This window comes from Pleurocapsa sp. PCC 7319, from assembly GCF_000332195.1.
Taxonomy (GTDB): Bacteria; Cyanobacteriota; Cyanobacteriia; order Cyanobacteriales; family Xenococcaceae; genus Waterburya.
This window is the reverse complement of record NZ_KB235922.1, coordinates 2,306,353-2,320,926: the sequence shown is the minus strand read 5'-3', so window position 1 is coordinate 2,320,926 and position 14,574 is coordinate 2,306,353. Positions and strand designations below refer to the sequence as shown.

At 37.9% G+C, this 14,574-nt stretch carries 6 protein-coding genes and 1 pseudogene; 3 read left to right on the top strand and 4 right to left on the bottom strand.

Going from position 1 to position 14,574, the window contains the following annotated elements; all coding sequences use genetic code 11:
* Positions 1 to 39: 39 nt before the first annotated feature.
* Genes PLEUR7319_RS0114330 through PLEUR7319_RS38125 form a run of 3 tightly spaced genes read left to right on the top strand, consistent with a single transcriptional unit; the run spans position 40 to position 1,557 of the window.
* Positions 40 to 423, top strand: a complete 384-nt coding sequence (locus tag PLEUR7319_RS0114330; RefSeq protein ID WP_019505925.1) for a helix-turn-helix domain-containing protein — start codon at positions 40 to 42, stop codon at positions 421 to 423.
* A 10-nt stretch (positions 424 to 433) separates the two neighbouring features.
* Positions 434 to 991 (top strand): IS630 family transposase, encoded by a 558-nt coding sequence (locus PLEUR7319_RS0114325; protein WP_019505924.1) that lies wholly within the window; start codon positions 434 to 436, stop codon positions 989 to 991.
* Positions 988 to 1,557 (top strand): hypothetical protein, encoded by a 570-nt coding sequence (locus PLEUR7319_RS38125; RefSeq protein ID WP_019505923.1) that lies wholly within the window; start codon positions 988 to 990, stop codon positions 1,555 to 1,557. Before PLEUR7319_RS0114325 ends, PLEUR7319_RS38125 begins: the two co-directional genes overlap by 4 nt.
* A 270-nt stretch (positions 1,558 to 1,827) precedes the next feature.
* Here PLEUR7319_RS38125 and PLEUR7319_RS35365 read toward each other — a convergent pair whose 3' ends face one another.
* From PLEUR7319_RS35365 to PLEUR7319_RS38880, 4 genes and pseudogenes are all read right to left on the bottom strand, one after another.
* Complete coding sequence (locus PLEUR7319_RS35365) at positions 1,828 to 2,712, bottom strand: serine aminopeptidase domain-containing protein (protein ID WP_019505922.1); 885 nt, start codon at positions 2,710 to 2,712, stop codon at positions 1,828 to 1,830.
* A gap of 270 nt (positions 2,713 to 2,982) precedes the next feature.
* A pseudogene (locus PLEUR7319_RS39400) lies at positions 2,983 to 3,771 on the bottom strand (IS1 family transposase).
* A 320-nt stretch (positions 3,772 to 4,091) separates the two neighbouring features.
* The gene (locus PLEUR7319_RS0114305) at positions 4,092 to 4,940 is read right to left on the bottom strand and encodes a hypothetical protein (RefSeq protein WP_144054306.1); all 849 of its coding nucleotides are present in this window, start codon (positions 4,938 to 4,940) and stop codon (positions 4,092 to 4,094) included.
* 284 nt (positions 4,941 to 5,224) lie between these two features.
* Positions 5,225 to 14,539: a type I polyketide synthase gene (locus PLEUR7319_RS38880; protein WP_019505919.1), complete on the bottom strand. Its 9,315-nt coding sequence runs from the start codon at positions 14,537 to 14,539 to the stop codon at positions 5,225 to 5,227.
* Positions 14,540 to 14,574: the final 35 nt, after the last annotated feature.

Sequence of the window (14,574 nt, the reverse complement as noted above, 5' to 3'; positions counted from 1 at the left end):
TAAGCTGCACCTAATGAAAAGAAAAAGTACTCGAAATCAATGCCTGCTCCGTACTCAATAGACTTGCGACAGCGAGTAATAAACGCCTATGAAGGGAAAGAAGGTTCACAAAGGCAAATTGCCGAACGTTTTCAAGTCAGTCATTCGTTTGTCAAAAAATTAATCTATCGTTACCGAGCAACAGGAACTCTTGAGCCTAAATCTCATGGAGGGGGCGCGCTCCCTATAATCAAACAATCTGAACTGAAACAGATTGAGGAATTGGTAAATGAACAACCAGATGCTCTACTACGAGAATTGTGCGAACGCTGGGAAGCTAGAAATGGAATTAAAGTCAGCATCTCTACCATGCATCGCAGACTAGAAAAGTTGAAGTTAACCACTAAAAAAAACTCTGTACGCCAAGGAACAAGAAACTCCTAGAATAAAAAAAATGCGATTTGAGTATCGAGACTGGGTACTCTCAGTCGATCCGCACAACCTAGTTTTTATCGACGAGTCGGGTATTAATTTAGGTATGACCAGATTGAGAGGACGAGCAGTTCGAGGAGAAAGAATATATGATAGTTGCCCTCGTAATCGAGGCTCAAATATCTCTTTGATTGGTGCATTAAGTATCGATGGTTTGATTGCTACCATGAGTTTACCTGGTAGTGTGAATACAGAAGTTTTTTTAGCCTATGTTGAGGAAATTTTATTACCTCAACTATGGAGAGGAGCTTTTGTAATTATGGATAATCTTCCAGTTCATAAAGCTATTAAAATCAAAGAAATAATACAAACTGTGGGCGCACAAGTAGTTTTTCTTCCTCCTTATTCTCCCGATCTTTCCCCCATTGAATTGTGTTGGTCTAAATTAAAACAATACTTACGTTCTGCTAAAGCCAGGACTACTAAAGCTATCAACCAAGCATTGACTGAAATTATTAATCATCATATTTCTGATGATGATGCAGTTGGCTGGTTTGAACATTGTGGTCTATTCATTTGAAAACTTCTGTAACTGTTACGAAAAAACAATCAACGCCGATTAATTTTCAAACTCATTATGCGGAAGACTTATTAGAAAAGCTCTCAGAAGAAGATTGGCATACTTTGAGTTGTGGAGCAGGCACTAAGGGAGAACGGTATAGTGATTGGGCGCGTATTCAACTCAGTTGTATTCAACCAGAAGGCTACAGCCGCTGGTTTCTCTTTCGTCGCCAGTTTTCAAAGAATAAAAATCGCTTTGTTTTCAGCTATTATCAAGCTTTTGCTCCTCAAGATACTTCTCTGGAAACTTTAGTTTGGGTTGCTGCTTCTAGTTGGCGAATCGAAGAATGCTTTAAATTTGCCAAGAGTCATTTAGGACTAGCCGATTACGAAGTCCTTTCTTGGACTGGTTGGCATCGTCATACTGCTTTGGTTCTGGCAGCAGGAGCTTTCTTATCTGTTTTGCGCTTTCAACTTGAAGAATTTCCAGATGTTATCGATCATCCCCTTTTTTCTCAGAGCAGAAAAGCTGGAAGTCTGGATGCGTTCAGGCAGGAGCGTCGACTCTCATCCGTCTCAGTTTAGCCGAATTAAAGCGATGGATTTGGAAATTACTATTTCCTCGTTCTTGGTCAATTGAATCGATTTTGCACTGGTCGTTCTGGCGTAGAAAACACCAAGCTTTTGCTCGCTTTTTTCATTATCGCCAACGAGGTCAAGCACTCTAACTTCTATCTACAACTGTAGAGCCTCTTTTTTTGTCCCGTACAGAGAAGAGTTTCTTATCCCATCACTTTTCGTATTGAGTCTTTCTCTTCATTCTATCTACAACTGTAGAACCTTTGGATTAATATCTCAAGAAAAGAGCAGCACTGAGTTAATAGTATTAATTAACCATTTAAAATAGCTATGCCGTGCTTCTGAAAACTCTATGTAGTGAAACATTGTTTCAAAAGTCTTATATTGATAACTAGGCGCAATTGTTTTCAAAACTTCTTTTGAAACTGACAAATTAATAATAGGATCAACTCTTGGAGCGACAAAGAATACTGGATGATTGATAATATATCCTGCCTTTTGCATACAGTATATATCTTCTAATTTGGACATAAAAAATTGTGTTCTATCAGTTATAAATCTTTGCATTAAAACATCATTTGCCATAAATCGTAGATATCGATCAATATTTGTGTAGTCAAGATCACTAAGCATTAAAGGCGATCTATTTAAACAATTTTTTTTATTACCTTCGTAAATTTTTCGACCTTTTGCTCTCTGTTGACCAAGAGCTGGAGCACAAAAAATTGATCCTTTAAAAGGAAGTCTGTATTTAACTAGCAATGCTGCTAAAATACTTCCTCCAAAACTTTGTCCCAAACCAATAATGGGACAACCATTCGATTTTGCAGAGGCAAAGTCAAATGCAATATTATAGTCATTAAGTAGTTGTTCTGTAGAACAAATATCTCCTCTTAATCCTTTGCTTAAACCTGAACCTCTACGGTCAAGCGCAAATAAATTAATAGAAAATCTTTTCAGGTATGCGGCAATTTCATCAAGCCATCCAGCATGGCTTTGGATTCCGTGAACATAAAATACTGATGCGATAGCTTTTTCTGCACTCCAATAATGTAATGCCAGTTCAGTTTTATCATTAGAAAATAAAGAATAAATAACTTTACCGTTCCCTATGCTATTGATCTTTGTGACACTTAATAATTGAGACACATTTTTAGACATAATTTTCAATTTTTAAGTTGTAATTTGCTATTGATAGTACTATTAAGGCTCGTCAGACAGCGTTTTCCCTTTTTCTTTGACCCAGTTAATAATTGTTCCAAGATCTATATCGGTAACTCTCGCGATCGTTCTAAATCCCATGCCGCTGAGATACATTTTTAAGCATAGTTGTTCAACTTCATGTGGATATGAGCTTGGTTTCGGGTTTTCGACATATTGGCAGCCATATGCGAAGCGGTATCCGGCGTTGGTAAATTAGGATATGAAAGCTTAAATAATGTGATCGCTATAAGGAACTGGGACATCCCAAAATTTAAGATAATGAATAAGTAATCGAATTGAGTGTTTCAGCATTACTTCAGATTTGGAATAGCAAAGAGTTTTTCTTTTTAATCTTGCTAGGTAATGCCTCAGTCTAGTATTTTTCCCTTCAACTCTTGTCATATAGGTTTTGCAGACGATTTGATCTCCATCTGCAATAAAACCTTGATAAACTTTCCACCGCAGCGCGTAGCGCAGATCGTCGTCTTCGACGACTAGGACGCATTCGCGTCCGCGTTACATAGAAATAGCATTGCCATTTTTCTACTATTTCCCATAACGGTTGGAATGTTTCAGCACTATGGTCTCCAAGCACCCACCCCTAAATTACAGGCGTTACGCATCTGACCGTTGCAAAGCAACGGCACTGGGCGCATACGCGCCCGCTCCAGAGCCAAATTTTGTTTTTTTACATCCAACGAATGTTTCAAGCTCATCTAATTCTCCTACTTGTGGAATTGTTTCTGGCTCATATATATCTGGTAATAATTCTCCCACTTTTCTAATCCAATTCATTATTGCAACATGGCTTACCCCTTTTACTCTTCCTATTGCTCTTAAACCCATGCCGTTGAAATACATTTTTAAACACTCTCGTTTGAATTGGTTAGAGTAACCTCTGTATGTTTGATAGCAGTCTAAAAATTGCCGACCGCATTCTACACAAAGATAATTCTGTTTACCTTTCTTCTTACCATTTTTATTTGTGTGAGTCGATTTGCATTCAGGGCATTGCATTAATGTTTAACTCTGGCTGATTTGTTCATTAGCGATCGCATTTTACAAAATCATACCTCAAGTTACCAACGCCCGGTATCCTTTAGGACAATCTTTGCATTTGTAGCATTGTTTTCCACGACGAAAGCCTTTTTTCTTCTTCTTTAAGGATTTGCATTAAGGATAGTCCATTGCTCAACAAGTAATTTGACCATTTTATTTTAAGCTCCATAGCATTACGCACTCATCAACGCCGTGATTAGTTTTAATCTACCATTTTCAAGTTTTTGTCCTCTGCAATTTTTGTTTGTGCAACAATACCATTGAAAACTAAAGAATTCTTAATTGAGTAAAGCAAAGTTACTAACTGAATGTTCGGAGATTGCATCTTTCAAAAAAGATGACCAAATTGTTAACCAAATATCAACTTTATATTGTATTTCTTCATAACGTTCAGGCGTTACTGCCTGCGCGAACAACATCCAACCTTCTTCGGAATGAACATCTTCAATTGATTGACCAATTTCATCTTCCACATGAATGCTATGAAACCCTTTAGTAATATCAATATCAGTTACTTTAGATACACCTATTGCCCAGGGAGTTGCGAGGTTATGAAAAAGAGTTTCCCCCACTGCTAATATTGCACACATCATTACGTGATCGCCGTAGCAGCTTTCGAAAGCTGCACGACAAGCAATAGAGGAAGTTGTCGGTATATAGCTTGCTAGGGCTGTCGGTGTAACTCCTAATTGAGATAGAGTTTCATCATATTGAATACAATGAGAAAAACGATAATTACCGCAAAAAGAACCATCTGTATCGATGCCAGGTGTAAATCCTAATTCCTCAAGCAGATTAAATTGTAATAGAAAACGTGCTGCTGATTTCGCCTCCAATCCTAAACGAGTTTCTAGCTGAGAAGCGGTGGACATCGCTTGGATGATAGCATCAATAAAAATTTGAACAACCGCATAGGAAAATTCTAAATGAAATTGCGACATTTGCTCAAATGTGACTTCTCCATCACTAAACGCTTTAATTGTCGGGTGCTTCAAAGTATGATGAGCATTGATCTTCTTAATTAAATTTTGAGAAAACTGCCAATTGCGTTCCCAATCAGAGACAGCAATACTATTACGAATAGCTTGACGACTAATTTCTCTTGCGGTAGGTATTTTATTCATCATGATAAAACTTTTAAGTATTTGATATGTTTGTCAGTTAATTAAACTGGGTCAATATTATTTATGGTAGAGTAGCTTTGTACATTAATAACTCTTAAAACTTGGTTTGCTCATCTGCTATAAATGCATAATATGCATATGATTCATAAATCTTATATACAGATATAATGCAAAAGAGTGCCTGTTTGCTTTTTTTTCTTGCTAATCTTAATTTTAGGCTGGCATATTTGATAATACTCATGTTACTTGAAAAAAGAAAACTAAAGCTAATACTTTATGTAAATTAACTAAGAAAAATATTGCTTTATTATTAGACTAAAATCTGACAATATTCTTTTTGCTTTTACCTGCGTAAAATATTGCTTTTGATAATCAATTTCAATTTTTAAAGCATTTTCTAATTCTAAAACATTGACCATTAGAGGAAATTCAGCGTGATTAACAGGCAAGGTTATTAGTTCAAGAGTATTATTATCCAAGAGCGACAAATTTATTTTGCGATCCAAGTTGAAACTAACCTGACTAATTTTTGATGGTAGCTTAATTACCTCTAACCAATGTTGATAATTAAAGTTTCGCTGTTCAAATGCTTCAAAGAAGTCCTGTTTGACTTCTTTAAGAAAATGTTCTGGGTTTTCTTTCCAACCTTTTTTGCCACAAATGATTGGTAATATATTAACACAACAACCAGCTAAATTAGCATTTCCAGTGGCATTTGGAACGTTAATAATGAATACATCTTGTTTAAATTCTTGATGCAAATAATTTTGAAAAAGAGAGAATAACATAATGAAAGGGGAACAGTTCATTAGCCTACTAAATCTCTTAAAGCTATCTTTAAGAGATTTAATTTTAACCAAACAGTGTAATCGTCTGCTTACAAAAGGTTTCTCATTAAAGTTAATAGATTTAAATAAAGATCGAGGATTATATTGCTTATATTGTTCGAGCCAATAAGACAATGCTTCTTTGGAAAATAGCTGAGATTCTTCATTGACATAGCCTCGATAATTAAAAGGTGAATTTAATTTTGGTATTGTTTTATTTCTATAAGCTTGATATATGGTGAATAATTCCTGGAGAAGAATAGCAAAAGAATAGCCACCAATAGCTGTATGGTGACCTACTAAGCAAAAGTAATATTCCGAATTGTCAGTTTTAACTAAAGTAGCTTTAATTAGTGGACCATTCACTAAATCAAATGATTGATTCGCCTGTATTTTCAAAATGTCTAAATTGTCTTCTTCGACTTCAACAAAAGAAGCAAGAACACTATCACTCAATTTCTGTATTTCTTGAGAGACATTAATAACAGTTTTTAAACAGTCATGTCGAGCTACTAATTCTTGCCAAGCATTCCTTAAAATGGTGCTATTGACTGCTCTGCTAAACTTGATAGTAAAACCATTGTTGCCTGCTTTTTTACCAGCTTCACCTAATTGGGATAAGCGACTAAATCGTTTTTGTGAAATACTCAAGGGGTACCAATCGCTTGATTTTGAAGCGTTAGAAGAATCTCCATTATTAATATAAAAATTTTTTTCAACAGGGTGCGCTGTAGAGTTCTGATAACGTTCTCTGAGTTGATCGATGTAAGGTAAGCTTGTTAACACGACATCTGAATTAACACCAAAATCAATAAAACAGGCTATTTCATCAACGCCGATAGCCAGTAAATTATCAACGATGGAAGCGCAGGAATCGGGAGTACCGATCAAGGCACTGTTTTGCACATAGCGTTCATAAGCAGCCGACAAAATGAAATTTTCATCATCCGCAGAAAGACTGTCAATATCAACTTGCAGTCCATGACTTTTGACTAAATTTTGAAATAGTCCTAAGGAAGATTTTAAATAATTACAAAAGGGCTGACGTGCTTGCTGCCGAACAAAAACTAGATCTTTACCTATGAAAGTGTGAAGTAAAACTGTGACCTTGCCAGATGCCGAATCATAACCGTTTTTAGATAGTGATTCACGGTAGAGAGCAATTTTTTCCGCCAAATCTTCTATATTTTGGTTCATCAAATTAGTCAGAACACCAGCTCCAATCTCACCTGCTTTAATATAAGTTTCTGGATTATTAACAACAGTAATCCAAGTAGGTAATTGTGGCTGCATTGGTAGAGGAAAACTTTGCACGTTGATCTTGTTACCTGCCCCGCCGCGCATTGGAATAGACTCTCCTCTCCAAAGTTTCTCAACAGTTTCAATTCCTTGAAACATTAATTCACGATGGTTGCCATAAGACTCTGGCGCGAATACAAAGTCGTTGGGGTGCCAACCAGAGGCAAAAGCAATTCCAACTCGTCCTTTAGATAAATTATCGACAACAGACCATTCTTCCGCAACTCGAATTGGATTATGCAAGGGTAAGACTACACTGCCTGCACGAAGTTGAATCTTGTTTGTTTCTCTAGCTAAAGCAGCTCCGAGTACAGAGGGATTGGGGGAAAAGCCTCCGAATGAATGAAAGTGCCGTTCGGGAATCCAAACCGCTGTGAAATCATGCTGATCGGCAAATTTAGCTCCAGCAAACAGTAGATCATATTTATTTTTATTAAATTGCGCTTTATATTCACCAAAGTAATACAAGCTAAAATCTAATTTTTTCTGACTGCTGGCTGAGTTAGAGTTGATTTTTTTGTTCAAATTAGCCGATTTTCTATTGGCTCGACTGCTTATAGATTTCTGTCGATTCCAAATCCTGCTTGATGAAGGTAAAGCATATTTCTCAACTTGTGTAGTTGTCGTTGATGAAACTTTTGTAGCCTGTTCCTGTATAAAAGATGAAGCTCTATTATTAGAGGATGACTGAGTCAAAAATCCGTTAGCTCGCATTTCCTGGACAGTAGCTTGAACAGCTTTCACAATCTGGTTGATATCATCATCAGTATGGGCAGTTGATAAAAAACAGGCTCTCCCTTCCCAAATGTATATCCCCTTGGAAATTAAATAATAGAAAAATAGGTCGAAGTTGCCTTTAAAGTCAAAACGAAACACTGAGCCGAAGTTAACCACCTTAATCGGCACATCTTCGGCTGTAAAGAAATCGTTAAGGGTAGACACTAATTGCCGAGTGCGTTGATTCAGTTCTATTTGTAGAGATGGACCTGCTGCTTTTAAATATTGAAGTACCGCGCAAGAAACAGCCATGCCCAGATGATTTTTGTTGAATGTTCCAGCAAAGAAGGTTTTCTCACTTGATGGGTAAGATGAATTCCCATAAGACCAACTACCACCATCAATACCATTGAGATATTCTTTGCTGCCAGCTACTACCCCAATTGGTAAACCACCACCGACAATTTTGCCATAGGTGACTATATCTGCATTTATCTCAAACCAAGCCTGAGCACCACCTTGATGAATGCGAAAACCCAATAACACTTCATCAAAGATTAAGGCAATGCCATTAACTTTCGTCAAATGACGCAGTTGGTGCAAAAACTCGCGTGGTTGCAAATCGAGATTACGCGATTGCACTGGTTCCACAATCACTGCTGCAATTTCGGAGACATGAGCTTGTAAAATTTTCAAAGCAGAATTTTTACCATATTCCAGAACTAATACATCTGACACAGTCATGGGTGCTATGCCAGTAGTGCTAGGAATGGACTGTCCCTTATTGTCCATAGCTTTGGCCAAAATTCCATCAAGGTGACCATGATAGGAATTAGTAAATATAACTATCTTATTACGGCTAGTTTTATGCCGTGCCAGTCGAATTGCGGTCATAACGGCTTCAGTACCAGAGTTACAAAAAACTACTCTTTCTGTATTAGTAAGTTCAGCGAGTAAGCGAGCTGCCTCTCCAGCTAATTGAGCCTGTGGACCGATTTGTAATCCGCGTTCCATCTGAACGCCAATTGCATTTTTCACAAATTGAGGATTATGTCCAAATAATAACACTCCAAAACCCATGGTGAGATCAATATATTTGTTGCCATCAATATCCCAAAAGTATGCACCTTCAGCGCGCTCACCAATAATCGGATAAACCAACTCTTTCAGAGAAGGTCGAAAACCTGCACTGGCTCGGCTATCAGCTAGAACAATACGGCTATCTTGTGTCACATTTTTGGAGCTGGATGTTCGTTGGGTATAAAAGTTGATAAATTGGTTTAATTCGGAAGAGTGTATAAATTGCCCTACCAATTCTGATTGAGATTTTTCTGAAATTTTAAGTGCTGATGAACGAGACTGCGAATATTCATCAGTTTTAACTGGCTGATTTTTTCCTGCATCTATCCTTTTTGCATCGGCATCATTAGGATCTGATTTAAAATTTTCTACCTGATTTTGCAAGACTGTCAGCTGTTGAGCAACAATATCGGACATGGTATCGGATACTACTTGTAGTTGTTGCTGCATAATTCTTTCTAATCCACCAGCAGAGACTATTGTTCTAGATGATACTTCGACAATGGTTTCTGATTTAGAAGGAAATTTGTTTAATTTAAGATTCTTTAAGGAATTATTATTAGCTGACTGTCTATTTGCAGACATTACTGGCTCTGACTCTATCTCTGGTAATGTAATTTCTGACGGAATTTGCTTGTGAATATACTCAGCCAATAAGGAAATCGTTGTGAGCTCTTCAAATATTTGTCGAATACTAATTTTGAGGCCATAATCGCGTTCGACATGACCAATCGCTTCCACCAGCACTAGCGAATCAGCACCCATTTCTAGGAAAGGAGCATTTACATCGACTTCTGATAATTCTGCTCTAAGGAGTTTAGCAATATTAATATGTAGCTGTTCTAAAATATTCTGTTGGTGCTGCTTATTAGTCATATCTACACTTGTAGGAGATAAATTTGATGAGGTTAATATTGAGTTTTCACAACTGCTCTGAAAAGTTGAAGGATTCATCTCTACTACTGCATCAATCCAGTAGCTCTTGCGCTGAAAAGGATATGTAGGTAACGAAATACTTTGACGAGCATAATCACGGTCAAATTCTACCCAATCAATTTTTACTCCGCTGACATACAATTGAGCAAGGCTATTAAGCATCTCCATCCAATCTTCTTGGTTAAAACGCAGACTATTCAACCAGACTCGATCATCAGTACATGGATGTCGCTGACCGATGCTCCTCAAAGTTCGTTTAGGACCAACCTCTAGAAATATGTCTACTCCTAATCGGTCCAAGGTTTGCAAGCCATCAGAAAACCTTACCGTTTGCCACATATGCTGACACCAATATTCGGCGTTGATTTCATTTGTGTTTATCTGTCGACCATTGAGATTAGAAATTATGGGAATCTGCGCAGAATGGTAGGAAATTGACTCAATTATCTGTCTAAATTCAGCTATAATAGGCTTCATTAGTACAGAGTGAAAAGCATGAGAAGTTCGCAACTTTTTAAATCCAATTCCAGCATTGGCGAAAGTGTTACAAGCTAACGTGATGGCAGAAATCTCACCAGAGATTGTGGTGTTTTGAGGATTGTTGTAAACTGCAAAGCTCAAACGTCGACCATCGACTGTCACGACCTTTTGAACTTCATCAGGAGTAGCAAATACTGTTACCATCTCCCCAGTAGCTGGCAAGCTTTGCATGAGTTTAGCTCTAGCAGTTACCAATTTAACCCCATCTGCTAAACTAACTACGCCAGCAACTACTGCAGCAACATATTCACCAACACTATGACCCAATACCGCATCAGGTACTACCCCCCAAGATTGCCATAGTTGGAACAAAGCATACTCCAACGCAAATAGACTTGGTTGGGCATAATTGGTTTGATTAATAAGATTATTATCACACTTTTCTGGATACAGGATAGATAATAAGGATTGCTCTAAATACGGTTTCATTAACTCCGCACATTTATTTATTGCTTGCTTAAATATTGGTTGAGTTTTATAGAGTTGATATCCCATATTTGTGTATTGAGAGCCTTGCCCTGTAAACAGAAAGGCAATTTTGGGCGTTTTGTGATTACTAAATAGCTCTTTGGAAAATACATCTGCGATGTTTTCTCCCGAGTTAATCTTTGCTAATTTAGCGACTAATTCTTGTCGGTTAGAAGCAATAATAGCCAGGCGATGGTTGAAATGAGATCGCTTTGTATTAGCAGTAAAACAAACATCTGCGATTTCTAATGAGTGATGGTTTTCCAAATGGTTTTGATAATTACTGACTATATCTTTCAGACCTGTTTCTGTTTTAGCTGAGAGAGTTAGTAAATGAACAGAACGCTCAAGTAAATTTTCACCTACCAACTTTGTAGAGTTTCGGTCTTCTGGCAAATTATTCTGTAAAATTTTGCCTTCCCCGTAGGACATTTTGAATTGAATTGGTGCTGATTCTAATATTACATGGGCATTTGTACCTCCGAAGCCAAAAGCACTAACCCCTGCTAATTTAGATTGTTCAATCGTAGACCACTGTTGAAGTTGCGTCGGGATCTGAATAGCAGTTTTGTCAAGTTTAATATAGGGATTTAGTTTATTTAAGTGAAGATGAGGTGGAATTTCATCGTGTTCTAATGACAATACTACCTTAATCAAGCCAGCAATTCCTGCAGCCGCTTCCAGATGACCAATATTGGTTTTTACTGAACCTATCCAGCAAAGTTGATCTGCTTCTCTCCCTTCCATTAGCACTGCTTTTAGTGAACTGACTTCAATAGGATCTCCCAAAGAAGTTCCAGTTCCGTGCGTCTCCACATAACTAATTTGATTTGGTCGTACTCCCGCTTGAGCTAATGCTAGGCGAATTACCTCTTGCTGATAATTGCCATTTGGCGCAGTCAGTCCATTGGTTAGACCATCATGATTGACGGCAGAACCGCGAATGACCGCCTGAATATTGTCTCCGTCAGCTATTGCATCAGATAGCCTCTTGAGGACGACCACTCCACATCCTTCCGATCTCACATAACCATCTGCTTCAGCATCAAAAGTCTTACAACGACCATCTGCTGCCATCATTTTCGCATCAGAAAAAGTCATAGTCAATTGAGGGCTTAATATCAAATTTACGCCGCCAGCTAAAGCCAAATTGCATTCCCCTAGCAACAAACTTTGACAAGCTTGGTGAACTGCTACTAATGACGACGAACAGGCTGTATCTACCGCCCAGCTTGGACCATGCCAATCTAAGAAATAAGATAATCGATTAGCTGCGACACTTAGTGCGTTACCAGTGCCATAGTAAGCCTCTGTAGTATGAAGATTTTCAGCTAATTTAGCATAGTCTCCACTACTAATACCAATAAAGATACCGCTCCGACTTCCAGCGAGTTTTTCTGCTACTAATCCAGCGTTTTCTAATGCTTCCCAACCAACTTCTAACAATAATCTCTGTTGCGGATCTATATTGTTAGCTTCGCGTGGAGAAATATTAAAAAATTGAGGATCAAACTGGTTAACTCGATCTAAAAACCCTCCCCACTCATTATCAGAATCCCATCGCGAAACTGGAACTCGCGAGATAGCATCTCGACCTGTTCGCAATAAAGACCAAAAAGCTTCAGGGTTCTCAGCTTTTGGAAGACGACAACCCTTACCAATAATCGCAATTGTTTCATGCTTCGGTTGAAAATTTGTTGTTGCAGGTAAAGCATGATCGGGATAATTTTGTTTCCCTAGATGCTTAGCTAATGCCCGAATACTAGGATAGTCATAAGCAATAGTAGGCTCAACTTCTATGCTTAACCACTCGCCTAATTCAGCTGCAATAGTGACTGCCTTAACTGAATTTAAACCATAGACAGCTAACGGTTGTTGCAAATCAACACTTTCTATTGGTATTTGCTGCATTTTAGCAATTTTACTTAACAACCAAATTTCTATTTCTGCAGTAGTTTGGGAGTGTTCTGGAGCGAATTTAGCTGAACTATTCGACGAAGGTTCAATGGAAAGCTGCTGGTTATTATCTAGCCATTTCCAGATCACATTATTCAATTTGCTTTCTAAAAATCTTGTTTTACAAACACGCCTTTGAATTTTCCCACTAGAAGTTTTAGGAATGCTGCCTGGTTTCAATAACATAACACCATGTAGATCCAACTCGTGTTCTATTGAGATAGCAATTTTGAGTTCTCTCACAATATCATCTGGATTGAGCTTGCGGAGGTAAGTTCGTTCTATTTCACAAACAACAACTAAACCTTCGCCATCTGCGACATTTATAGTAAACGCCGCGCTACTATTTTTGCGAAGAGCTGGATGACTTTTTTCTACAGTTATTTCAATATCTTGAGGGTAATGATTTTGACCTCTAATAATAATTAAATCTTTTAGTCTTCCTGTAACAAACAACTCCTTATTATCTAAAAATCCTAGGTCGCCCGTCCGTAAAAAAGGTCCTTCTCCCGTATCCTGGAGATAAGCTTGAAAAGTTTCTTGAGTTGCTTCTAAAAGATTCCAATACCCAGCAGCAATGCTATCACCAGACAGCCAGATTTCCCCTATTTTCCCCATTTCACAAGAGGTTAGCGAATCTTGATTAACAATAACAACTTTTGTGCCCAAGCGAGAATAGCCACATCCTACAAACTCTCGGCTTCCTGGTGATAAACTCTCACTATTCACCACCAAATTTTTTTTAATATCCTCAGCTTTAACTTCACGAATTACTGCTTTTTGATGCTTGTTTCCACCTGTAGCTAATAACGTACTTTCTGCCATTCCATAGCAAGGATAAAAAGCACTAGCTCTGAAGCCACAGGCAGCAAATTTATGAGCAAAGTTTTTCAGAGTTTCTGCTCGTACTGGTTCTGCGCCATTAAAGGCTAAATCCCAACTCCTTAAGTCAAGATGAACTAATTCCTCTGGTCGAATTTTGTTCACACATAAATCATAAGCAAAATTAGGACCACCACTAGTAGTTGCTCGATACTTAGAAATAGCTTGTAACCAACGAATCGGCTTCTGAAGGAATGCCGCTGGAGGCATCAGAATACATGGAATTCCCAAGTACATTGGCTGAATCACATTACCGATTAATCCCATATCGTGAAATAAAGGCAACCAACCTACAAAAATTGTTTTCTTATTGTGACCAAAAGCTTGCTGGATTAACTGCTGGTTATGAATGATATTTTCATGGCTTACCATTACTCCTTTTGGTGTCCCAGTAGAACCAGAGGTATATTGCAAGAATGCTAAAGCTTTTGAATTTACTGATTGGACTGTAAACTTTGCTTGTGAATCAGACGTTAACGTATCTGTAGCTATTAGCTTTAATTGAGCTAATTCGGGCTGCTTTTCCCATCTTTGATCGATATTTTTTAAGATCGACGTAGTTGTCAGCACTATCCCAGCTTGAGCATCGTTAACAATCGATAGCAATCGAGACAAATTTCTATTACGCCGAGGTGGATAAACTGGAACTGCTATTACTCCAGCATACAAACAGCCGAAGAATGCTGTAATAAATTCTAACCCTGAGGGATACATTAACAAAGCACGCTCTCCTTTCCAGGATTGCAGAATAGAGGCGACTGCCTTTGCTTGTCGATCTAATTCTTGATAGGTAATACTTTGTTTCTCCGTTTCTCCATCTTGAAGAAAAATATATGCTTGTTGCTCGGACTGATGTTGTGCTCTGTTTCCGAGGATATCTAGTAGGTACTCAACCATAGTGTTGCTTTATTACAAAAGTATAGATTTAAAAT